The organism is Streptomyces sp. NPDC026394 (genome assembly GCF_055567735.1).
In genome coordinates, this window is record NZ_JBVHPX010000023.1 from 13,386 (window position 1) to 33,968 (window position 20,583).

General features: G+C 70.5%; 19 protein-coding genes. 9 read left to right on the forward strand and 10 right to left on the reverse strand.

Annotated features, from left to right (window positions below):
- Positions 1-229 precede the first annotated feature (229 nt).
- Positions 230-541 (forward strand): hypothetical protein, encoded by a 312-nt coding sequence (locus ACZ4QV_RS34560; protein ID WP_467763874.1) that lies wholly within the window; start codon positions 230-232, stop codon positions 539-541.
- Here ACZ4QV_RS34560 and ACZ4QV_RS34565 read toward each other — a convergent pair.
- Both ACZ4QV_RS34565 and ACZ4QV_RS34570 read right to left on the reverse strand, forming a co-directional pair.
- Positions 499-2,373: a zeta toxin family protein gene (locus tag ACZ4QV_RS34565; RefSeq protein ID WP_467763875.1), complete on the reverse strand. Its 1,875-nt coding sequence runs from the start codon at positions 2,371-2,373 to the stop codon at positions 499-501. The two genes, ACZ4QV_RS34560 and ACZ4QV_RS34565, sit on opposite strands and share 43 nt — an antisense overlap.
- Positions 2,374-2,444: 71 nt before the next feature.
- Positions 2,445-3,587 (reverse strand): Fic family protein, encoded by a 1,143-nt coding sequence (locus ACZ4QV_RS34570; protein ID WP_361883529.1) that lies wholly within the window; start codon positions 3,585-3,587, stop codon positions 2,445-2,447.
- A 1,397-nt stretch (positions 3,588-4,984) separates the two neighbouring features.
- Between ACZ4QV_RS34570 and ACZ4QV_RS34575 the strand changes: the two genes are divergently transcribed.
- Complete coding sequence (locus ACZ4QV_RS34575; RefSeq protein ID WP_361883526.1) at positions 4,985-6,058, forward strand: helix-turn-helix domain-containing protein; 1,074 nt, start codon at positions 4,985-4,987, stop codon at positions 6,056-6,058.
- Between the two features lie 193 nt (positions 6,059-6,251).
- Here the strand turns inward: ACZ4QV_RS34575 and ACZ4QV_RS34580 are convergent, their stop codons facing one another.
- From ACZ4QV_RS34580 to ACZ4QV_RS34590, 3 genes are all read right to left on the reverse strand, one after another.
- Positions 6,252-6,566 (reverse strand): hypothetical protein, encoded by a 315-nt coding sequence (locus ACZ4QV_RS34580; RefSeq protein WP_361883523.1) that lies wholly within the window; start codon positions 6,564-6,566, stop codon positions 6,252-6,254.
- A 100-nt stretch (positions 6,567-6,666) separates the two neighbouring features.
- Positions 6,667-6,927: a hypothetical protein gene (locus tag ACZ4QV_RS34585; protein WP_361883584.1), complete on the reverse strand. Its 261-nt coding sequence runs from the start codon at positions 6,925-6,927 to the stop codon at positions 6,667-6,669.
- Entirely contained in the window at positions 6,846-7,271 is a 426-nt protein-coding gene (locus ACZ4QV_RS34590) for a TetR family transcriptional regulator (RefSeq protein ID WP_467763876.1), read from the reverse strand. Before ACZ4QV_RS34590 ends, ACZ4QV_RS34585 begins: the two co-directional genes overlap by 82 nt.
- A 210-nt stretch (positions 7,272-7,481) precedes the next feature.
- Here ACZ4QV_RS34590 and ACZ4QV_RS34595 point away from each other — a divergent pair, with 210 nt between their 5' ends.
- Positions 7,482-8,177 (forward strand): GAF domain-containing protein, encoded by a 696-nt coding sequence (locus tag ACZ4QV_RS34595; RefSeq protein ID WP_467763877.1) that lies wholly within the window; start codon positions 7,482-7,484, stop codon positions 8,175-8,177.
- Between the two features lie 202 nt (positions 8,178-8,379).
- On the opposite strand, the gene ACZ4QV_RS34600 is transcribed toward ACZ4QV_RS34595, so the two are convergent.
- On the reverse strand, positions 8,380-9,075 hold the full coding sequence (locus ACZ4QV_RS34600) for an HNH endonuclease family protein (RefSeq protein ID WP_467763878.1): 696 nt from the start codon (positions 9,073-9,075) through the stop codon (positions 8,380-8,382).
- A gap of 236 nt (positions 9,076-9,311) precedes the next feature.
- Between ACZ4QV_RS34600 and ACZ4QV_RS34605 the strand changes: the two genes are divergently transcribed.
- Entirely contained in the window at positions 9,312-9,980 is a 669-nt protein-coding gene (locus tag ACZ4QV_RS34605) for an HNH endonuclease family protein (protein WP_467763879.1), read from the forward strand.
- Positions 9,981-10,219: 239 nt separating this feature from the next.
- On the opposite strand, the gene ACZ4QV_RS34610 is transcribed toward ACZ4QV_RS34605, so the two are convergent.
- Positions 10,220-11,791 carry an FG-GAP-like repeat-containing protein gene (locus tag ACZ4QV_RS34610; RefSeq protein ID WP_467763880.1) on the reverse strand — a complete coding sequence of 524 codons (1,572 nt, stop codon included), beginning with the start codon at positions 11,789-11,791 and terminating at the stop codon, positions 10,220-10,222.
- A gap of 282 nt (positions 11,792-12,073) precedes the next feature.
- Positions 12,074-12,514 (reverse strand): hypothetical protein, encoded by a 441-nt coding sequence (locus tag ACZ4QV_RS34615; protein WP_467763881.1) that lies wholly within the window; start codon positions 12,512-12,514, stop codon positions 12,074-12,076.
- Positions 12,515-12,992: 478 nt separating this feature from the next.
- On the opposite strand from ACZ4QV_RS34615, the gene ACZ4QV_RS34620 reads away from it, so the two are divergent.
- Together ACZ4QV_RS34620 and ACZ4QV_RS34625 are read left to right on the forward strand one after the other, a co-directional pair.
- Positions 12,993-16,937, forward strand: a complete 3,945-nt coding sequence (locus tag ACZ4QV_RS34620) for a polymorphic toxin-type HINT domain-containing protein (RefSeq protein WP_467763882.1) — start codon at positions 12,993-12,995, stop codon at positions 16,935-16,937.
- 9 nt (positions 16,938-16,946) lie between these two features.
- Positions 16,947-17,261: a hypothetical protein gene (locus ACZ4QV_RS34625; RefSeq protein ID WP_467763883.1), complete on the forward strand. Its 315-nt coding sequence runs from the start codon at positions 16,947-16,949 to the stop codon at positions 17,259-17,261.
- A gap of 118 nt (positions 17,262-17,379) precedes the next feature.
- On the opposite strand, the gene ACZ4QV_RS34630 is transcribed toward ACZ4QV_RS34625, so the two are convergent.
- Together ACZ4QV_RS34630 and ACZ4QV_RS34635 are read right to left on the reverse strand one after the other, a co-directional pair.
- Positions 17,380-17,775 (reverse strand): hypothetical protein, encoded by a 396-nt coding sequence (locus ACZ4QV_RS34630; RefSeq protein WP_467763884.1) that lies wholly within the window; start codon positions 17,773-17,775, stop codon positions 17,380-17,382.
- Positions 17,776-17,853: 78 nt separating this feature from the next.
- Positions 17,854-18,048: a hypothetical protein gene (locus tag ACZ4QV_RS34635; protein WP_467763979.1), complete on the reverse strand. Its 195-nt coding sequence runs from the start codon at positions 18,046-18,048 to the stop codon at positions 17,854-17,856.
- On the opposite strand from ACZ4QV_RS34635, the gene ACZ4QV_RS34640 reads away from it, so the two are divergent.
- From ACZ4QV_RS34640 to ACZ4QV_RS34650, 3 genes are all read left to right on the forward strand, one after another.
- Complete coding sequence (locus ACZ4QV_RS34640; protein WP_467763885.1) at positions 17,970-18,476, forward strand: RapZ C-terminal domain-containing protein; 507 nt, start codon at positions 17,970-17,972, stop codon at positions 18,474-18,476. The two genes, ACZ4QV_RS34635 and ACZ4QV_RS34640, sit on opposite strands and share 79 nt — an antisense overlap.
- 47 nt (positions 18,477-18,523) lie before the next feature.
- Entirely contained in the window at positions 18,524-18,919 is a 396-nt protein-coding gene (locus ACZ4QV_RS34645; protein WP_467763886.1) for a hypothetical protein, read from the forward strand.
- A gap of 187 nt (positions 18,920-19,106) precedes the next feature.
- Positions 19,107-20,579 carry a hypothetical protein gene (locus tag ACZ4QV_RS34650; RefSeq protein ID WP_467763887.1) on the forward strand — a complete coding sequence of 491 codons (1,473 nt, stop codon included), beginning with the start codon at positions 19,107-19,109 and terminating at the stop codon, positions 20,577-20,579.
- Positions 20,580-20,583: the final 4 nt, after the last annotated feature.

Sequence of the window (20,583 nt, forward strand, 5' to 3'; positions counted from 1 at the left end):
AGGCCGGGCGGGGACGCGGGCCGAGAGGCGCCGGTGACGGACTGGTTCTGACCCACGGCCCTCTTATGCCCCGTACGGGCCGGGGTCAACAGCGCCGACGGGCCGCTGGGCCCGGCCGCGGCCGGATCCCGGCCGTGCCGCGCTGTTCGGCAAGACGGTGCGACGTGCTGAGGTGGCCCGCTGTGCTGGAATGAGCCCTTCTCATCCCCTGTCTTGTTTGGTGGCTGCCGTGCACGACCCCGCGACCCCCGGCCCTGACCCGCACTCCGCCCCGGATCCGGCCGGGGCCCAACCGCCGGACGGCGTCAGCTACGCGGTTGCCGAGGAGGTGGTGGGGCGGGTGATCGCCTGGTACAGCCAGCGGATCCGGGAGGAACGCCGAGCCGGGGCAGCTCCGCAGCGCCTTGGGGACCTGGTCGCCCGGCGGCAGGCGTGCGTGGAGGACCGTCACCGCCTGGAGGAGGCCGGCCCCGAGGAGGTGGCGCGGATCACTGCGCTCTACGCGGCCCGCCTGAAGGAGCTGGAGGCCCCCGGGCCGTAGTAGCCGGGGCGGGGCAAGGGCAGGGCGGCCACGGGCCCGGGTCCGGGCAGCCGGTGCGGCTGCAGGTGAGGCGGCATTAGCGGCCGGGTGAGGTCGGCGATGTGGCGCAGCGCGTCGCGGTAGTGCGGCATCGCGGAGCGCAGCCAGCGGTGCGTGGCCCAGAAACGCGCGGCCTCGGCGGTGGTGTAGGGGCGGGTCTGCTCGAGGAGCAGGGCAGTGGCGGCGCCGGCCGGGCGCGTCCAGTGTCCCGTACGGGAGTGTACGTTGCGGTAGACGACGGTGGCATCCCGCCGCAGCACGGTGACCGCGTCGGCCACAGGCGTGTGCTCCGCGGCGGTGACGGCGTCGGCGAGGGCGGTGAAGTGGGTGTCGTGCCCGTCGGTGGTGGTGAACCTGGCGGGCCCACCGTACTGGCTGACCTGCGCGTAGCGGGCGGCGGTGCCCTGGAGGGAGTCGGCCGCGCGCACCGCCAGGACGACGATCTCGACCTGGTAGCCCGCCTGCTGGTAGAGGTTCGCGGCGTTGACGAAGGCGGCGGCGCTGGCGGGGGCAATCTCGACGACCGCGTCACTGCGCCGCTCGCGTACGTACGCTTCGGCCATCGCCTGCCAGGCCCGGTAGTCGGCGCGGATGCGGGCGCCGGCCGTACGGGGCTCCTCGCGCAGCAGCTGGAGGTAGTCGGGGTGGGCGGTCTTGAAGTCGTCGCCGCTGATACGTACCGCCCGCCCCCGCAGGGTGCGCCGGATCATGGGGGTCATCGCGGTCTTGCCCGCGCCGGGCTGGCCCATGACGTACACCACGATGGGCCGCTCCTGCGCGGTGCTGCGCGCCAGGAGGTCCGGCACGATCAGCTCGTCGAAGATGGCCCGGTGTTCCTCGGCGGAGAGCCGGTGGTAGTCGACCCCGGGCGCTTCCCGCCGCAGCTGGGCGATGCGCCGGACGGGCTCCGCGAGCGCGGCAGCACGCTCGGCGTCGCGCCGTACGGCCAGAGACCAGTCCTCGGGCAGCCGCGGATCGTGGGCGCGCCGGTCGGCGTCGGCGAGCTGGCGGCGGAACGCGCCGGTCTCCGCCGCGCTCCACTGCCGCGACCGCTCGGCCAGCAGCGCCTCGCACGCACCCGGCCGGCGGGCCCACCGCCCGTCGGCCGCGCGTTCGTTGGCGTACAGCACCTGGGCGCCGCGCCGCACGATGACGATCCGGTCGGCCAGGTGCTCCGCCTCGATGGCGGCCAGGGTCGCAGGCAGCGCGGCCGCGCAGGCGTCGTGGTTGTCGAAGGACACGTACCGGGCCCGGGACTCCTCGGCCAGCCGTAAGTACCGGTCCAGCACACCGAGCTGGCTGACCGCCTCCGGCACGGCCAGGGCCACGACCTCGATCAGGTATCCGGCCTGACGGTAGGCGGCCACCGCGGCCCGCCACCGGACCGGGTCGGCCAGGGCCTCCTCCGCCACCACGTCGTAGCGGTGCGCCCGGGCGTGCGCCTCCACCTCGGCCTGCCAGGCATAGGTCTCCGGCCGTACCCGTACGCCGGCGGTCCGTACGTCCTCGGCGAGGTAGCTGGCGTAGTGGGGGTGCACGCTCTTGTACGCGTCGCGGTCCACCCGCACCGCGCCGCCCCGCCGCGCCAGCGCCGCATGCACCAAGTCGACCACCAGCGCCTTGCCGCTGCCGGCCTGCCCCGCAACAAACACCACCACCGGATGCTGCTGCCCGGCCGCGCCGCGTACGGCGTCGGGGAGCACCTGCTCCGTCAGGACCGACCGGGACCTGTCGTCGGCCGGACCGTCCGGCGATGCCGGTGCCGGCGGCGAGGACTGGGACAGCGAGCTCACGTACTCCTCCACGAGCGGATCACGGTGTGGGACACGGCGTGCGGAACGACCGGGAGCGGCGCGCCCGAGGGTCAGCGGGCGTAGGGGTCGGTGATGGTGTGCGGGCGCCGGGCGGTGGCCCGGACGTTTTCGGGGAAGCGGGGGCCGGCGACGTAGTGGCGGCCCTTGGTCTGCCCCACCGCGGTCAGCAGCCCTGCCTTGGTCAGGGCCTGCAGGTCCCGGGTGGCCTGCTGGGTGTTGATGGCCTCGGCCTTCTCGTACCGCGAGCGCCGCACCCGCCCGACCATCGCCACCTCGTGCAGCGCGGTGATCTGCCGTTCGCTCACCCCGAAGGTGTCGGCGGCCTCCAGCAGCTGCATCCAGCAGTCGTTGGAGCGGTCGACGCGGCGCTGCACCCGCTGGGTCTGCTGGTGGTAGGCGAGCAGGTTGAACCGGATCCACGGCCCGGTGTCGCGCTCGGGCGAGTAGACGGGGCCGCCGACCTCGCGCAGCACCTTGTAGTACTCCCAGGTGTTGCCCGGCATGCCCAGCCACTCCTCGATGGAGGAGAATTCGGGCGCCAGCATCCCGCCGCGGGCGATGACCAGCGTCTGCAGGGAGCGGGACATCCGGCCGTTCCCGTCCGACCAGGGGTGGATCTTGACCAGGTTCAGGTGGGCCATCGCCGCCCGCACCAGAACGTGGGTGTCCAGGTCGCCGTCGTTGAGCCAGTCCACCAGCTCGCCCATCAGGCCGGGCAGCAGGTCGGCGTCGGGGCCTTCGTAGTCGGTGGCCAGCTCGTCGCCGGGGGCGGTGATACGGATCGCGGTGCGCCGCCACTGGCCCGCCAGCCGCAGCGGGTGGTGCTGGCCCTGCAGCATCCAGTGCAGCGCGTTGAGCAGCTCCTTGCTGTAGCGGAAGTCGCGCGCGTCGTGCAGGGACTGGATGTAGGTCATCGCCTGCTGGTAAGCCAGCGTCTCGGCCTTGTTCTCCTCGCTGGCATCGACCGCATCGCGCTCGCCGTCCATCAGGTCCGCGACATCCTTCGCATCGACCCGGTAGCCCTCGATGGTGTTGGACGCGGCGATCGCACTGGCCGTCAGCGCCTTGCGCAGATCCTGCGTCCACTTCGTCGGCACCTGCAGCACCGCATGGCGCATCTGCTCCTGCAGGGAATCGATCTCCTCCAGGACTCGGCGGTCGTCCGTGTCGAGGCGGGGCGTCAGATACAGCATAAGAGGAATGATACCTAACCCCTATCATTACCTCAATCATGGTTCATGGGAAGCGCGCACGCTGCCGTCTGCGGGGCTGTCGCCGCCGGGGGCAGGCGGCTGTCCTCGTCCAGGGCGACCAGATGCGTCACGCGGCGCAGTCTCGGCCTGGGAACGCATCGGTACGGCGGCATGGCCGTCGCAGGGCACGGGGTACGGGCAACACCGTCTGTGCTGAATTCCCGATCGGGTTCCGGGGCCGCCGGAGGGCGCTTGCTCGGATGGCGTCAGCTTCGGCCAGGGTGCCGGGTGTGCTCCTGTAGGGGCGGCAGGGTGCGGGTGTGCCGCGGCTGCGTGCGCCCGCTTGAAGGTTGCGGATGCATACCTGGGCAGGCGTCAGCCCGTCGGGCCGCGCCGTGCTGGCCAGGCACCGACGCCGGGCCTGGCGTGAGCGGTGAATTCGGTTCTTTGCGCGAATGGGCGGAAGGTGCCTTGTGCTGGGCGTCCGGTTATGCGCTGCCACCTGGGCATTTACTCAATCGCAGAGGTGGGGGATGTTCGCATATACCAAGATCCGCATCCTGTGAAGGGTTGTTTCTTGATTCCGATGTATTTCCCCGCTGGCGCGCTACGAAAGTGTCCGTTAGGCCCGAATATGGGCTACTGGTGGGCGCATTTGACCGAATGGCGCTGGGCAAACCGTGTCGTTAGTGTCACGGCAAACGGAACGCGAGCCCGATTCTTTCCACGGACCCGGGCTCGCGTCCCTACCGCAATCGCGACCTTCCAGGAGGTTCAATGCGCGAATTCCCCGATCGCTTTCGGGTCAAACACCGAAGGCGCCGACCTGCCGATGACAGTAACAGTGCCGACTTCCGTGTGGACACGAGGGGCAGCGCCGGGCATGCACCGGGCAACACCGGCCCGGCCGCACCGGACGGGTGGCTGACAGCTCCCCCGCTCGTGGTCATCGATCCCCCTGAGGAGCCGGTAACCCTGGCGGTCCTCCTTGTCACCGCCGCTCTGTGGGCCTACACGGCCTGGCGGCGCACGCGCACCGGCGGCTGATCCGCCTGGCCCGGGAGCCGGCCCCGTGATGGCTCCCGGTGCGCTTTCCGCACCTGCGTTCCCTACGGAACGGACGAACATCTCCGCATTCCGTCACGCTTCGCGGGCGACGAAATCCCTTTCGTCGCCCGCGGGGCCACGACTTAAGACAAGGACACGGCACGATGCCGGGATATTTTCCCCCAGCAACCTGTGAGAACTGCGGAAGCCGGCTCAGGGAACAGTCCACGGGACGTCCTGGGCAGTACTGCGGCACGCGGTGCCGTCAGGCCGCTCACCGCAAACGCCAGCAGGGTCAGGCCGAGGTCGACACCGCGGAGCTCGACGGGAAACTCGCCGCACAGGCGGAAATGCTTGAAGAAGAAACGGTGCGCCTGCGGCAGCAGTTGATGGCACCCAGCGCCACCGACCACGTTCTGCAGTCTCTGGTGCGAATCCAGCGCCTGGCCGAGAAGATGCTGCCGGCGGCCGTCCAGCGTGACCGCCGCCGCGGCATCGACTGGGCCGGCATCGGCGCCGTGCTGAACCTGAACAAAGACACCGCACGGCACAAGTACGGCGAGGGGTGCGACCGGCCCCCCGCCCGCACCCCGCGCACCCGCCCGGCGCCGCCCCCGCCGGCGACCGACGACGACCGCCCTGCCACAGACGGCCTCAGCCCCTCACCGGACGACCCCTCCGCCGCCGAACCGCCCCCACTACCGGAACCGGCCGGACCACCAGGCCAGCTCGCCCCCGTCCTGAGCAAACTCCAGCGGGCCTCCCGGCTGAGCCTGCGCAGCCTGGGCGAAGCCACCCGCCTGTCCTCCAGCTACCTCTCCCGCATCATGAGCGGCGAACGCTTCCCCTCCTGGGACGCAACCGCCCGCCTCGCCCGCGCCTGCGGCGCCGACCCCGCGGCCCTGCGCAAGATCTGGGAAGACGCCCAGGCCCGCCGCGGCAAAGGCCGCACCGGCCACACCCTGGTCTCCGCCCTGCGCTACCTGCACCAGCGCGCCGGCTCCCCCAGCCCCTGGGCCATGGCCGTCACCAGCGGAAACACCTTAGACCAGGACCAGGTCGCCGCCGTCCTGGGCGGTGAGACGGTCCCCGACTGGGACGTCGTCCTGCGCATCGTCCTGGTCCTCGACGGCGTTCCGGACTACTTCGCCCCTCTGTGGGAGCACGCCCTCACCCGCAGCCCCGGTCCGGAGCCCGAACTCGCCGAACCGCCCGCCCGCGGCCAGGCAGCGCCGCTGCCGACCCAACGGCTGGACGACTTGCTGACAGCCTTCAGCGACACGCTCACCGCTCCCCTGCAGCACCTCAGCACCACCGAGACCGGGACTTCGCCCCCGCCTGCCCCGGCCCCGGTCACCAGCACGGCCCACCGACGGCCGCGGCCCGCCCCGATCCCCGCCCTCACCCACTGGGAAGGCCGATAACAGGAAATCGAGCGCGTGGTGCGCGTGCTACACGTGAGCCGGACAGGTTCTGCGGGCCGACGGTGATGCTGTGCCGCAGAGCGGCTGCTGTGCCTGCCGGGCCACCAGCAGCGAGGCCCGGCAGGACAGCATCGGCTTCGTGATGGGCGCCCTGCCGGACCTCGGAGCACTTCCGACCGGAGCCGGAAGACCTTCAGCTCGCGTCGGGGTTCTTGCCCACCAGGCCAGTGAGCAGCTCGACGATCTGGGCCTGGTTGCGGTTCATCTCCTGCCGCAACTCGACGATCTGGGCCTGGCTGCTCTCCATCGTCTGGCGCAGCTCCTGAGTCTCCCTGCGGGACTCCTCGATGAAGTTGTCCAGCTTCTGGTCCAGGTTGCCCACCTGGAGGCGCAGCGCGGTCAGGTCGCTCTTGACGATGCCGAACTCGCGGTCGTTCTTCTGCGCGGTCGCCTCGACGCGGCGGGTCAGCGCGGCCGCCTCGCCCTGGGCGATCGGATCCTCTGCCATGAAAACTCCCGGAAACTGCGGCGCGGCCGTGGTGTGCCGTACCGATTGTTCCAGAGGCCCGCCGGTGGCTGGTAGCCGGTTCCGGCACTGACGCAAGCGGTCAGGCCGCAGTCCCGGCCGGGCTGGTGCCGGAACGCGGTGCAGGCCGTGGCGTCGGTTTCAGCCGTACCGCGAGCGCCGGGATGGTGATGCCGGGCAGGCAGCAGGTGAGGAAGGTGCGCATCTGCTGCTCCGCGGTGCCGGGGGTGCGGTGGCCGGCCATCCCGGCCCACGCGCTGATCAGCAGCTCGGCCACCGCGTCGGGCTGCACGTGCGCCTGGAGCTCGCCCTGCCGGGCGGCGGCGTGCAGCGGGCGGGCCACCGTGGCCCGCCAGGCGGGCCAGGGCGAGGTCCAGCCGTCCTGGCTGTCGGCGAGCGCGGCCAGGTACGGCGCGGCCCGGACCTTCGCATCCGTATCGAGGCGGCGGGCCAGCAGCAGCGCGAGATCGCTCCACTCCTGCAGCGCGGGGGCAAGCCGTCCAGGAGGCCGAGCAGCGCGTGGGCGAGGCCTTCCTTGCTGCGGAAGTGGAAGTACACCGCCCCGGCCGCCACCCCGGCCCGTGCGGTGATCTGCGAGATGGAGGCGCCGCCGTACCCGCGCTCGATGATCACCTCGGCGGCCGCCGTCAGGATGGTGCGCCGTGTGGCCACTGCCCGGTCCTGCACACTCTCCCCCTCCGTATCGAGGCGGCCACCTTAGTGGAGCCAGAGCCAGCCCGCGGTCCGGCCGAGCAGCGGACCGCGCCCCGGCCGGACCAGGTGAGCGATCGAAGGCTTCTTCGATTGCGGGGGCACGTTGAGCTTGGCGCAACGGGGGACTCGGCACGGGGCAGTCCTCGACCGGGGCAGGGTGGTGACGTGCCGGGCCGGAAGGCGGTGAGGTGCATCCGTGAGGCCGCGCGCGGGCGGGACGAGGCCGCTGTCCCGCAGCAGCTGTGCGCCGCGCTCGGCCGTGGCCTGCCGGGGGACGAGGTGTCGTTGTGCCTGTTCACCGGGCAGGCCCGCTGTCAGGTCCTCGCGGTCTCCGAGGCGGCCATCTTGCGGGTGGAGGAGGTGCAGTACGAGACCGCGGAAGGCCCCGGCATCGAGGCCGCCGCCACCGGCCGCCCGGTGCTGTATCCGAACCTGGCGAAGAACCCGACGCCGTACCCCTTCTTCGGACCCCGGCTGCGCGAAGAACTCGGCCCCCTCGGCGCCCTGTACGCCTTCCCCCTCACGCTCGGCCGGCATGTGCTCGGCACCGCCGTCTGCCTGCGCTACGGCCCCCTGTTCCTCGGCCCGGACCAGCTCGCCGAGGCCGCGGAGGTGGCCGCCGCGGCAGCCGAAGCCGTCGCCGACCGGTGCCTGCCCCACCTGGGCGCCACCGCCGAGCTGCCCTGGCACCCGGCCGCGCTGATCGACGAGCACTGGACCTCCACCTACCGTGCGGCCGGCGCCTTCGCCGGCGTCCTGGAGGTCCCGGTCCACGAAGCCCTGGCCCGCCTGCGCGCCCGCGCCTTCGCCACCGGACGCCCTCTGCCCGCTCTCGCCCGCGACATCCTCACGCACCTGACCGACGGCCCGGACGCTTAGCGTCAGCGCACGCCAGCTCCCGTGGCCTGTCCGGGCCGGCCAGGACAGGCTCCTCGGCCCCGGCAAGAGCCTGGACCGCCCCAGCCCTCGAAGTGCACCGGGTAGGTGACCGTCGACATCGGCCGGGGCGACTGCCCCGGGCGGCCGGGCCGCGGCGCGGGGGCAGACGGGCCCCGACACGGGGTCCCGCGGGCAGGGCTGACTACGGTGCCGGGGTGGAGGCCACCTTCGTCGTCGGGCAGCCGGCGGCGAGCTTGCGCAGGGCGACGCGCTCGGCGGTGTCGACGGTCAGCGACCAGCGGAGTTTGGTGGAGACCCAGTCGGCGGCGTAGGTGCAGTAGGCGTCCTTGGCGGGCGGGAGCCATTCGGCGGGGTCCTTGTCGCCCTTGGCGCGGTTCGGGCCGGAGCTGACCGCCACCAGCGACCTGTCGGCACCGAGGTCGTTGGCGTACGCCTCGCGGCGCTTGGCGCTCCACTTCGAGGCCCCCGAGTCCCAGGCCTCCGCCAAGGGGACAACATGGTCGATGTCCAGCTTCGCCGCACTGGAGACGGTCTTGCCGTCGTAGTACGACTTCCACTGACCGCCGGTCAGCTTGCAGCCCTTGCCCTTGCGGGGCTTCTTGACCGCCTCCGCCAGGAGCACCTCCTCGCGGGCATCACAGCCGTTGCGGTCGGCGTCGACCCACAGCTTGAACGCATCGCGGGTGTACCCGCTGCGGTTTTCGCGGGCGACCTTGAGATGGCCGACCGCCTTGTCCAGCGCCAGCTGGCCCGGCGCCGCCGGAGCGGCCGCCCGCGGCGGCTTCGGGTCCTCACCGGCGGCATGGTTCGAGCAGGCCGCCACGGACAGCAGCAGGACAGGGCAGGAGAAGGCCGCGGCGCGGCGGAGGGGGTGCAAGCAGGGCTCCCGGGCCAGGTGAAACGACGTCAGGTGCCATGAATCTACCCACTGGTGTCACCGCGTCGAACCCGCGCGAGCCGCCTCCTGCCGGGCGCTGCGTTCGCTCCGACTCCAAAGCGCCACCCGCGCCCGCTCCGCGCCGAAAGAGGAAGCGCGTTTGAGACTTCACTCGCGCAGGTTGTCGTGGGCCGATCGGGCCGCGAGCCGGCAGAAGCGCCGGTATCACCATGTCCGTGATCAAGATGACTGCGCGCGCCCTCGCCGGCGCCGCCCTCGCCCTGCTGCCCCTGACCACCGCCTCCCCGGCCCAGGCCGGCGAACCCGATACGCCCGTCCGGTACGCGAGCCTGCACGACGGCATCGAAGCGCTGCCGCTGGCCGCCGAGTCCCGCACCGGCTACCAGCGCACCAGCTTCAAGCACTGGACCGACGCCGACCACGACAGCTGCAACACCCGCGCCGAAGTGCTGATCGCCGAATCCCGCGAGCGCCCCGAGATCGGACCGAAGTGCAAGATCCTCTCCGGCCGCTGGTACTCGTACTACGACGCCGTGACCGTCACGGACCCCAAGGGCCTGGACATCGACCACATGGTCCCCCTCGCCGAGGCATGGGACTCCGGCGCCTCGCAGTGGAGCGCGGCACGCCGTGAGGCGTACGCCAACGACCTCGGAGCCGAGCGCTCCCTCGTCGCGGTCACCGCCAAGACCAACCGGTCCAAGGCCGACCAGGACCCCTCAACCTGGCTGCCGCCGCTGGCCGACGCTCGCTGCACGTACGCCGCCGACTGGGTCAGCACCAAACTCCGCTGGTCACTGACCGTCGACCGCACCGAGCGGGATGCCCTGCGCCGCCTGGCCGCGGGCTGCGGCCATACCCACGTCGAGTACCAACAGGTGTAGGACGGGCTCCCAGCCTGCGATTGCCGGGCCGGGGACTGCAGCTCCAGAACCTGGTCCGGCAAGCAGTAGACGGTTCCAGAACTAGTTCTCGGCGCTGCTGTCTCTGCCATCGGCGCCGACCCGTGGCCGGGGGCGAAGGCGGTATGGCTTCGCAGGGCTCGTTGTGACGCGGAGCGTGATTGGGTCAAGCGCCGGTGGCACACGGGGTGAACCGTGTGCCACCGGCGTTCCCGGCCGCGTCAGGGGGTGCGGGGCCAGGCGTGGGTGCCGGCGGTGATGTTGCCCTTGCCGTCGCCCTTGTAGAAGTTGAAGCGCTGCTGGTCGCTCCACAGCGAGCCGACATCGGTGTTGCCGTCGCCGTCGAAGTCACCGGCCAGGAGGATCTGGGTGCCGCCCCAGCCGTTGTCGTGCCACATCGACACGCCCTCGCTCAGTCCGCCGCCGGCCTTGCTGTCGTAGCGGGTGTAGCGGCTGAGGCCGCCGACGTTGGTGACGGCGACGATGTCGTCACGGCCGTCGCCGTTGAAGTCGCCGGTAGCGATCTTCTTCATGTTCTGCCAGCTGGCGTCCCTCCACATGTTGCGCTTGGTGCCGTTCAGCGCGCCGCTGGGGCCGGCGTCGTAGGCGTACAGGGCGCCCTTGGGGCCGCCGCCCCACACGGCGAGCAGGCCGTCGCGGTTTGAGGTGCCGGACTTGAAGCGGACCAGCTGGACCATCTCGTTCCAGTTGAACTTCTCGTCCACCCACATCGGCTTGTTCTGCGCCAGGGTGCCCTTGGAGTCGCCCGTGTACAGGCGCAGGGAGCCGTTGCCCCACACGGCGGCGATGTCGGCATGCCCGTCGCCGTTGAAGTCACCGCCGATGATCTTGGTGATGCCCCTCCAGCCGCCGTCCAGTGTCCACAGCGGGCGGCCGTATTCGAAGGTGCCGTCGGTGCGGCCGTAGAAGGCGTGCAGGTTGCCTTCCTTGGTCACCGCGGCGACATCGGTGCGGCCGTCGCCGTTGAAGTCGGCCGTCGTCATTACCGAGGTGACGTTCGGGACCAGGGTCGACAGGCGGACCTGCTGGATCCAGCCGGCGATGTCGTCGGTGCGGGAGACGACGGCGTCGGTGCGGGTCTCGTCGTCGTGGCCGAAGCACCCGCCCCACGCCGACTGGCTGCTGACGCCGACCAGTTCGTAGCGGCCGGCGATGTCGCGCCAGACGGGGGCGCCGGTGTCGCCTTCGCAGACGGCGGCGCGGTTGTCCTCGCCCTGGATGGCGACGGTGGTCTGGGTCGCGGCGCCGGTGGTGAAGCGTCCGTAGTGCAGGCGGTCGGGGACCCATTCGTCGTTGGTGCGGCCGTAGCCGCTGACGAAGACGTCCTCGCCGGGCAGCGGGGCCTTGGCGGTGATCTCGGCGGGGGTGATGCCGGTGACGGGCTTGGCAAGCTTGGCCAGGACCAGATCACGGTCGCCCCGGGGCACGAGCCGTTCAATGTCGGTGACCGTGCCGCCGGTTTCGCGCGACAGGTCGGTGCGGCCCACGGTGGCGATGGTCTTCAGTTTGGGGGCCCCGGCAGGTATCTCGAGGCTCTGGGCGGGGTTGTCGGCGAAGCAACTGGCGGCGGTGATCAGCCACTGCTCGTCGATCAGGCCTGCCGAGCAGCTGCGCTGGCCGCCGATGTCGAGCTTGGCGGTGAAGGGGTAGGAGCCGTCCTTGGTGGCGGTGCCGACGACGGCGCCAGCGGGGGCAGCGGTCATCAGGGCGGCGGTGACGGAAACGGCCGCGAGGCCGGCGGCGAGGCCGACGCGGGGGCGTCTGGCAGACATGAGGTTCTTCCTGTCCAGGGTGTTCAGCGGCTCTTCTGCGCAAGTGGTGCGGCAGTACTGGGGCGGACCCGGCGCTAGCGGGGGCGGCGATGTCAGCGAGCTGTTGCGCTCGCTGCCGGGCCAGGCCTGGTGTTGTGGTCTGGGCATGTCGCGTACGGCGTACCGGTGGCGGGCACGTCAGGTGTCTGCGGGTGCGGTCTGTGCGAGACGTCCTGGCTGGCCGAAAGGGGACGACGATGGCCGCTGTCAGCAGCGCGCGGGGCAGCGGGGGTTGTCGCGGCGTCAGCCGGTGACGCGGATTTCGACGAGGGTGGTGGGGGCGCCCGACGGGTTGCTGCCTTCTCCCACCTCCTTCTTTTGGTTCTTGGGGACGTCGACGCTGGTGGTCTGCCCCCCGGCGGTGAGGCTGGCCTGGACGTGGTAGTCGTTGGTCTTGATGTAGACGACCTTGGGGATTTCCAGGGTGAGGTAGCCGGTCTTGCCGGTGCCGGTGACCTTGAAGCAGTACCGGCCCCGGTCCGGGTTGTCGAGGTTGGTGGACAGGACGATGATGTCCTGGGTGACGTAGCAGTCCTTGGCAAGGACGATGTGGCCGTCCCCCTTGCGCAGCGCGATGCCCCGTTCCTTGAGGATCTTGGCTGCGTTCGGGTAGTCGAAGGTCTCCACGGAGTACGGCAGGGACGCACCATCACTGGTCCCCGGGGCAGCTGCGGCGGTACTCATGGGAGCACTGATCCCCACGAACGAAACGACGCCGACGAGAGCAGTGAGCATTCTCCGGCGCACGCGAGATATCACCAGGTTTTCCTTTCAGGGAAGCACAGCAGACGCTGCACATGTAATGGCTAAATAAAGGCGGCGTCCAAAACGTAACATATCACCCTCACTCCTTAACCTTTCTGTGACCATTTGCTGTCGACTGAAGGGGCGTCGTGACGCGCCCGGCCTGCCCGCAGAATCTCATGACGTGCACGCGCCAACCGTCAGGTGGAGGAACCTTCCAGCATGCCTGTGACCTGCCAAGAAAGTGGCGGATCGCTTTCGCCGAAACCGTTTCAGGCCGCTATGCTCGCGGCTTCCGAAAACCGGAAAGCGTTAACTGAACAGAGAAAGACGAGCGGTGAGAGACAACCTATACTTGACCAGACCCGGGGGCGGGTGGGCGCTCGGCATACGTGTATTGTGCCGGAGTATCCTGCCCGTGGCACTCCTGGTCGGACTGATTGGCGCGCATCCCGCTGCTGCGGAAGAGGCGCTGTCTTATCAGGACACCGATATGCAGGTCCAGCTCGCGGGGACCGACCGCGGCCTGGTGGTGGAGCTGTGGGCCCAGGGCGGCCCCGGTGTCAAAGCCGCTGCCGAGGCGGCGCTGCGGGGCAGCGACGAGGATGTGCGCCGTTTCATCGCCACGGGCAAGGATCTCGCCGAGGCCGGTGACGACCGTCTCGACGCCGTGCAGATGGGCGGGGTCGGCGGCCCGAACCTCAGCGCAGCCGCCGACAAGGCACTGGTGGGAACCGATGACGACCTGCGGGACTTCCTGACGTCCGGCTGGAAGAACCCGTTCGAAGCCGACCAGCGGATTCAGGTAACCCAGATCATGGACGGCGCGGGCCCGGCCATCCAGAAGGCCGGCGATGCCGCGCTGATGGGCACCTCGGAGGATCTGCGCAAGTTCCTGGACAAGACGCAGTACACCGCCCGCGAATCCGACGAGCGGCTGCGCGTGGTGCAGATCATGAGTGCCGGGGGGCCGGCGACCAAAGCCGCAGCTGACATCGCCCTCCAGGGCACCGCTCAGGACGCCCGGGAGTTCCTCAATGTCGGCCAGTACATCGCCCGGGCCCGCGACGAGGAGCGCGCCACCGTCGCGCAGCTGACCCAGCAGGCGCAGGAGGCCGGAAAGGTCGCCAAGCACCAGGCCCAGGCCGCCAAGGCCGCGGGCAAGAGCGCCGAGGACGCCTCGAAGCTCGCCCAAGAAGCAGCGAAAGACGCAGCGCTGGAAACCGAAAAGGCGGGGGAGAACGCCGCTGAAGCGGCCCTCGCCGCCGGCAAGGCGGCCAACGCAGCCCAAGGCGCCGCCAAGGCCGCTCAGGACGCCATCGGCGCGGCACAGGCAGCCAACTACGCGGCCAAGATGGCCTCGCGGGCCGCGGCGAACGCGGCGGCCGCCGCCGTTGGAGCCGCCGCCGCCGCTACCCGGGCCCGCAACGCTGCGGCGAACGCGGCCACCGACGCCCGCGGTGCCGCAGCCGCCCGCAAGGCCGCCGAGGACGCCAACACCGCCGCCCAGGCCGCGCAGGAGTCTAAGAAGGCCGCCGAACAGGTCGAAATCGCCGCGGACGCCGCTTCCGAGGCCGCCGGAGCGGCGGCCCGGGCCAGCGGCAACGCCAACGCGGCGGCGGACGCCGCGGGCCAGGCCGGCGGACTCGCCGGCGTGGCCGGTGCGGAAGCCACGCGGGCCAAGCAGTGGGCCGCTACCGCCCGCGGACAGGCCGCCGCGGCCGCGCGCGCGGCACGCCAGTCCCAGGCCCTGGCCAACCAGGCCGCCGCCGCGGCCCGCGAGGCCGGGCAGGCCGCCGGGCAGGCCGCCGACCACGCCCGCAAGGCCGCGAAGGCAGCCAACGAAGCCGCCGAACACGCCGGCGAAGCCAAGACAGCAGCCGCGCAATCCCAAGCACACGCCACCGCCGCACAAGAAGCAGCGGACGAGGCGACCAAGGCCGTCGCGACAGCCCAGCGGGTGCAGGAAGTCGCCCGCAAGGCCGAGGCCGCCGAACTGCAGACCCGCACCGCCACCCGGGTCGAGCAGGCCCGGGCCCTGCGAAGGGCCGACGACCAGGAGCGGGCCGAAGCTGACCGGGAAGCGAAGGAAAGCAAGAGCCTCGACGACACGGCAGCGCGGCTGACCGCCGAAGCATCCCAGGCCGGCGCCGACACCAAGCAACTGGCCGCACAAGGACGCGACCTGGCTCTGAAGACCCTGAAGATCCGCGGGCCGTGGAGCCAGTCCGCAGCCAAGCTGGCACTCGCCGGGACCGATGAGACGGTGGTCGAGTACCTGCGCAGCGGCTGGCAGAAGGCCCGCGAAGAGGACGAGCGCGCCAGCGTGCAGCGTCTGGCCGACGACAGCGGACTCGAAGCGGTCCGCAAGGCGGCCACCGAGGCGCTCAAGGGCGACGCCCGGCAGATAGCGCAGTTCCTGCGCACCGGACAGCACGACGCGGCCCTGGCGGACTACCGCCTGCGGGTAGTCCAGATCTCCGCCGCGGGCGGCAAGAACGTCCAGGAGGCCGCCGGTAAGGCGCTGCTGGACGATTCCGCCGGCAAGCTGCGCGAATTCCTCAGCGACAAGCAGTACACCGCCCGGGAGGCCGACGAGCGCATCCGCGCCGTCCAGCTGACGGCCAGCGGCGGCCCCGAAACCGAGGCGGCCGCCGAGGCCGCGCTGGAAAGCCCGCCCGAACTCCTGCACGAGTTCGTCACGGTCGGCCAGTACACCGCGGCCCGCCTGGACCACCTGACGGCCACCCACATCGCGGCCATCAAACAGCTCATCGCCGACGCCTCCGCAGCCGCGGCCACCGCCCACCAGGACGCGGCGAACGCCGCCGTCATCGCGGCGAAGGCCGACAAGGACGCCGACAAGGCCGCCAAGGCCGCTGATCAGGCCAAGAAGTCAGCCGGCAAGGCCAAGGACTTCGAAGCCGCTGCGCGTGACTTCGCCAAGGCCGCCGAGTCCTCGGCCAGCCAGGCCGCGAAGTCCGCGAAGACCGCCGCCCAGGCCGCCACCGCGGCCAAGCGTGACGCCGACGCGGCTGACGCGTACGCCTTGCAGGCCCAGGCGTCAGCCAGGTGGGCCCGCTCCTCCGCCGACAGCGCCTACGCGGCCGCCGACGACGCGCGGGCCTCGGCCCTGCAGGCCGGCAAGGACGCCGAAGCCGCCAACACCGCCTCCGAGAACGTCAAGACACGCGTCAAGTACCTGCAGGACAAGGAATACCGCGAAGAACAGGCCCGGAAGAAGGAAGAGCAGCGCAAGAAGGACGAGGCCGACAAGCAGGCCGCTGCCGCCCGCAAGGCCAAGGAAGTCGAGGAACAGGCCAGCGGAAAAAAGAAAGAGTGCCACTGGTGGGACCCGCGATGCTATGACGGAGTCTTCGGAGCCGCCCTCGACCTGATCGGCGCGAAAGACGTGGCGGAATGCTTCGCTGACCCTTCGATCATCGGATGCGGGGTGGCGATCGCCCAGTTCACGCCTGCCGGGAAGTTCGTCAAGGGCGGCGTGAAGCTCGTCAAGAAGTCGGACGTCATCGAGAAGCTCGGAGGCAAGGTCCGCACCTTCCTGGGGGGCGGGTGCAACTGCTTCCCGGCCGGCACCAAGGTGCTCATGGCCGACCGCTCCACACGGAACATCGAAGACGTCAAAATGAACGACACGGTGCTGGCAACCGACCCCCTCACAGGGAAAACCACAGCCCGGAAGGTCGCTCGGCGCATCGTCACCGACGACGACAAGCATTTCAACGAACTGACCATCGCCACTCCGGCCGGCGCGAAGAAGCTGACCGCCACCTTCGAGCACCCCTTCTGGAGCCCGTCGGAACACCGCTGGCTCAAAGCGGAGGAACTCGAGCCTGGTACCAGCCTGCTGACCAGTGCTCGGACCGAAGTCAAGGTACAGAGCAACCGTTCCTTTGGCCAGCGGGCCCGCACTTACAACCTCACCGTCGACGGCATTCACACCTACTATGTACTGGCGGGTGCCACCCCGGTCCTGGTGCATAACGCGAAATGCAAGACAGTTTTCGAGGGGCAGGGGGGCAGGTATGGAGATATGAGCCCCGGTCCGAAGGGGGACGCCATCGAAGCGCACCATATGCCTCAAGCCGCCCTAAAGCATACAAAGCATGCGGATGGCGGCGCAGTTGCGATGAAGGAAGCTGATCATAAGCTCACGCGCACATGGGGGCCCAGAGGTAAAGCCACCCTTATGGCCGAGGCGCACCTTCCCTTCCGCACCGTACTCGCCAGAGACATCTGGGATATTCGCCGAATAGGGCAACAACAATACGGTGATCCCGGGTACTACAATAAGGGCATCTTGGATATGCTCACCTACTACCGCAAGATCGGTAAAATGTGAAGGAGGAAAATGTCGGTTCGCCAAGAAGTTGAAGAATTGGCCAGCTGGGGGATGCCGTCGGAGGAAGACTCGATGGAGGACATCGAGAAGGCGGAGCGCCTCCTCCTCGGCATCACTCCGCCAGTAACTGACGAAGAAGCGCAGCGGCTGGCAACGGCATTCGGCCCCGACGGGTGTTTCGGGATGGCGGCTTCCCTAATGCATTTGATCGAAACGGCGCCCGGGTCCGACCATGCAAGATACGAGCAGGACCCGGACAACATGTGGGTCCAGCGTCTGAATGCTCGCCTAGACGTCGCACGCGAAATTCGGGAAACGCGCTGACACGGTCAGCGATCAGGTAAACCTGGCAAGGTGGGGGGCATGATGATCATGTCTCCCACCTGCCGGTTCCTGCCCCGTCACGGACCAGGTGCCCGCGGGCACCTGGCGACAGAACGGGTCAGGCCAGGACCGGCATGAAGCCGCCGTGGGCCGTGCCAGAGCTCAGCAAGTGGGACCAGTCGAGGGTCACGGGGAGCGTGTCGAGGGACAGCACAACGGCCCCACCGGCGCGTTCCGCGTCCGTGCACCAGTCGGCCATCTCGCTCGGCTCGGCACTTTCACCAACCGCGTCGATGACCGGTGCGACCAGGGCGGGGATCATGAGACCGGTCTCTCCGGGCCCGTCCACGACGCACATGGTGAGTCTGGGGACGATGCTCCAGCCGTCGCACTGAGGCACCGCCCCGTCGGGGGCGATCAGGGCCGGCAGGGCGCCATGCACAGGGGTGTCGGACATCAGGAGTACGGGGGTGGTCCCGCGGACGAACAGGGTCTTCTCAGGTTCCAAAAGCACGCGCCCAGTCTTCCAGGCTGACACGACGGCCTGGAACGGTGGGGCGACCAGAGGGCGGCCACCGTTGTCCGCGATTCGCTACGCGGGCGGGCGCCGTTCCAGGTGCCCCTTGAACCAGGAGCCCAGCAGGTCGCGGTGCAGGGCCACGATGTCCTGGCGCACCGCCAGGCCGAGGGCGGCCTTGGTGAACGTGCTTGCGCAGCCGTCCCGCCGGCACAGACTGGCGACGTACTTCTCGAAATCCTGCCAGGAGAGCGCGTCGACCTCCGTCATCGACAGCTTCCGCGCCTTGGCTTCCGCCTGCTCCCGCCACTGCCGGTCCGCGCCGACCGCGCGCCGGTGCGCGGTCGGTTGCGGGCCGCTCAGAAGTTCGGCCAGTCATCCGAGACCGGGACGCCGCCGTCCGCGAGACGGTCATGCGCACCGGCGGCATCCGCCCGCTCGTAGGTGCCATGGCCGCCACCGTCGACGCCTACCTCGCCGAACCGCGCCAGGAGGAGCCGCTGACCGTGACGCTCGGATGCGCCGGCGGCCGCCATCGCTCTGCGACCGTGGCGTCCGCGCTCGCCGCCGTCCTCCGCGGCGACACCGCGACCGCTGCCGCGTACCTGGCCGGTGGCCTGGCCCAGCGGTATGAGGGACGCGGCCTGGCCGTCGTCCTCCACCACCGCGATCTCGACAAGGATGCGGTGAAGCGCTGAGCACCAGTCCGCCCCGGCACGACCAGCACACCCCAGGAGGAGGCCCGGTGACCACCGAGCCCGAGCACACCGCCCCGGACCCCAGCTCCGGTCTCACGGCCCCGCTCACCGCCGCCGACGCGGCGGCGCTGGGCGACGACGCCGAACTGCTCGCCGGGTTGCTCGCCGGTGCGCTGCACGGCGTCGCCCTGCTGCGTACCGGCGGCGCCTGCGCGCAAGACCTCGCCACGGTCATCGAGGACGTCGTCTCCCTGACCGAGCGGCTGGACGGCGTCCGGGACGCGGCGGTGCGCCGGCACGCCGCACAGGGCGGCACGTACGGGGCCCTGGCGAAGGCGATGGGTGTCACCCGGGCCACCGCGCAGTCCCGCCGCGACGCCCTGCTCAAGGCGCCGGGAAAGCCGCCGAGCGCGATGGAACAGTGGGCCACCGGCAGCGGCTGACCTGCACGGCCCGCCGCCAGCAGCCGCGCTCCTCTGCCGCGCTGCACACAGCAACGGCTCCACCAGGACCGCTGCGGACATGCCGCGGTGAGTGCAGGTGACATGTGCGGCCTCCAGGCCCCAGCCCGTCTTCCCCTGCACCCGGTACTCATGGTCCCCTGAACTTGTAGATCAAGGGGGTGGGGCGGTGGACAAGGCGCGGCTGTACCAGCACGGCACGGTCGGCAAGACGGTTCTCGCACAGGAGATCGACGACGAACCCTGGTGGCGCCGCCAGAAGATCCCGCTGATCTGTCCGTTCTGCAAGACGCCGGTGGTCTCCCAGCGCACCACGGTGGGCCGCGCGCCGCGGGGCGCACTGTTCCGGCTCGCCCGCGACGGCCAGCACGAAGACATCTGTCCTCTGAACCCGGCCGAAGTCCTGCAGAAGATCGCGCGCGGCTCGCAGGGGGTCGCCGTCATCGAGGGCGACGAACTGCATCTGGTGCTGCCCGATGACCTGAGCCAGGTCGGCGTCGAGACTCCCGTCATCGACCTCGGCTCCGCCGGCCCCGGCGACCGGTTCGGTGTGGACATCTCCACGGTCCGGCCGCTGCTACCCCCCTTGATCAACAGCGCGGTCGTCATCGCCCGCTTCCTGCAAAAGCACGACTACGACACCGACGTGGTCGCCCAGTTCAAGGTGCGCCGCCCGGGCGAGTCCAAAGCAGTGGGCTGGAGCGAGTTCTGCTACGGCCCCACCTCCCACGACTACACCCGGCTGTATACACGCCTGACCAGCGGACCGAAGCCCCAGCGCCCAGTAGCCGTCTACGGCCGTATCGTCGCTGCGGAACGCAACAACAACAATCGGCCGTTCCTCCGGCTCGCCGACGAGCGGGGTTTCACCGTACGCATCTGGTCCGAGCACGACAGCCTCATCACCCCGCTCCAAGCCGGCGCCTTCGTCCTGGCCGTCGGCAACTGGCGCATCTGGGAACCAGAACGGGGCGGCGTGCCCCAGCTGCGGATGTTCGCCAAGGAGCACTGGGAGCTCGCCCACTGGACCTACGACACCGTCACAGGCCAGAGCGGTCCGCCCGCCTGCCCGCCACCGCTCTCTCTCGCACAACGCACGCTCAACGAGTTCCGTACGGCGACCGCCACCCGCAAACCCAACCCCGGACGGCCGACACGAACCACCCCCAAACCGCGCCTCAGCGGCCCACCGAAGCCCGCCGCGCCGTCACCAACCGCCCCGTCTCCGGCACCGCCGCCGAAGGCGCCGGAGATGCCGACGACAGCAGCCCCTGCCGCATTGTCGACGCCGGGGCCCACACCTGGTCCGGCCGTACCGGACGCGGTACCTCATGAGGTTGTGCCCCCGGCACGCCCGCCTGGGCCGTCGCACCCCACCACACCGCCTACGTCCGCCGCACCGCCACCGGCCACTTCATCTCCGGATCTCCCACCGACGACCACGGTGCCGACGCCTGCAGTCTCCTTCGATCCGCCAACATCGATCCCCTCGTCCGGCCCGGCCGTACCGGACACGGCAGCTTCTGAGCCCGCACGTCTGGCCCCGCCGCCTGTGCCGCCGCGGCCCTCGGCACCGCCACGGCCTGCTTCCCCGCCCCCACGCGCGCGCCGGAACTGGTGGCCGTTCGGCCGTCGGCGCTGAACCG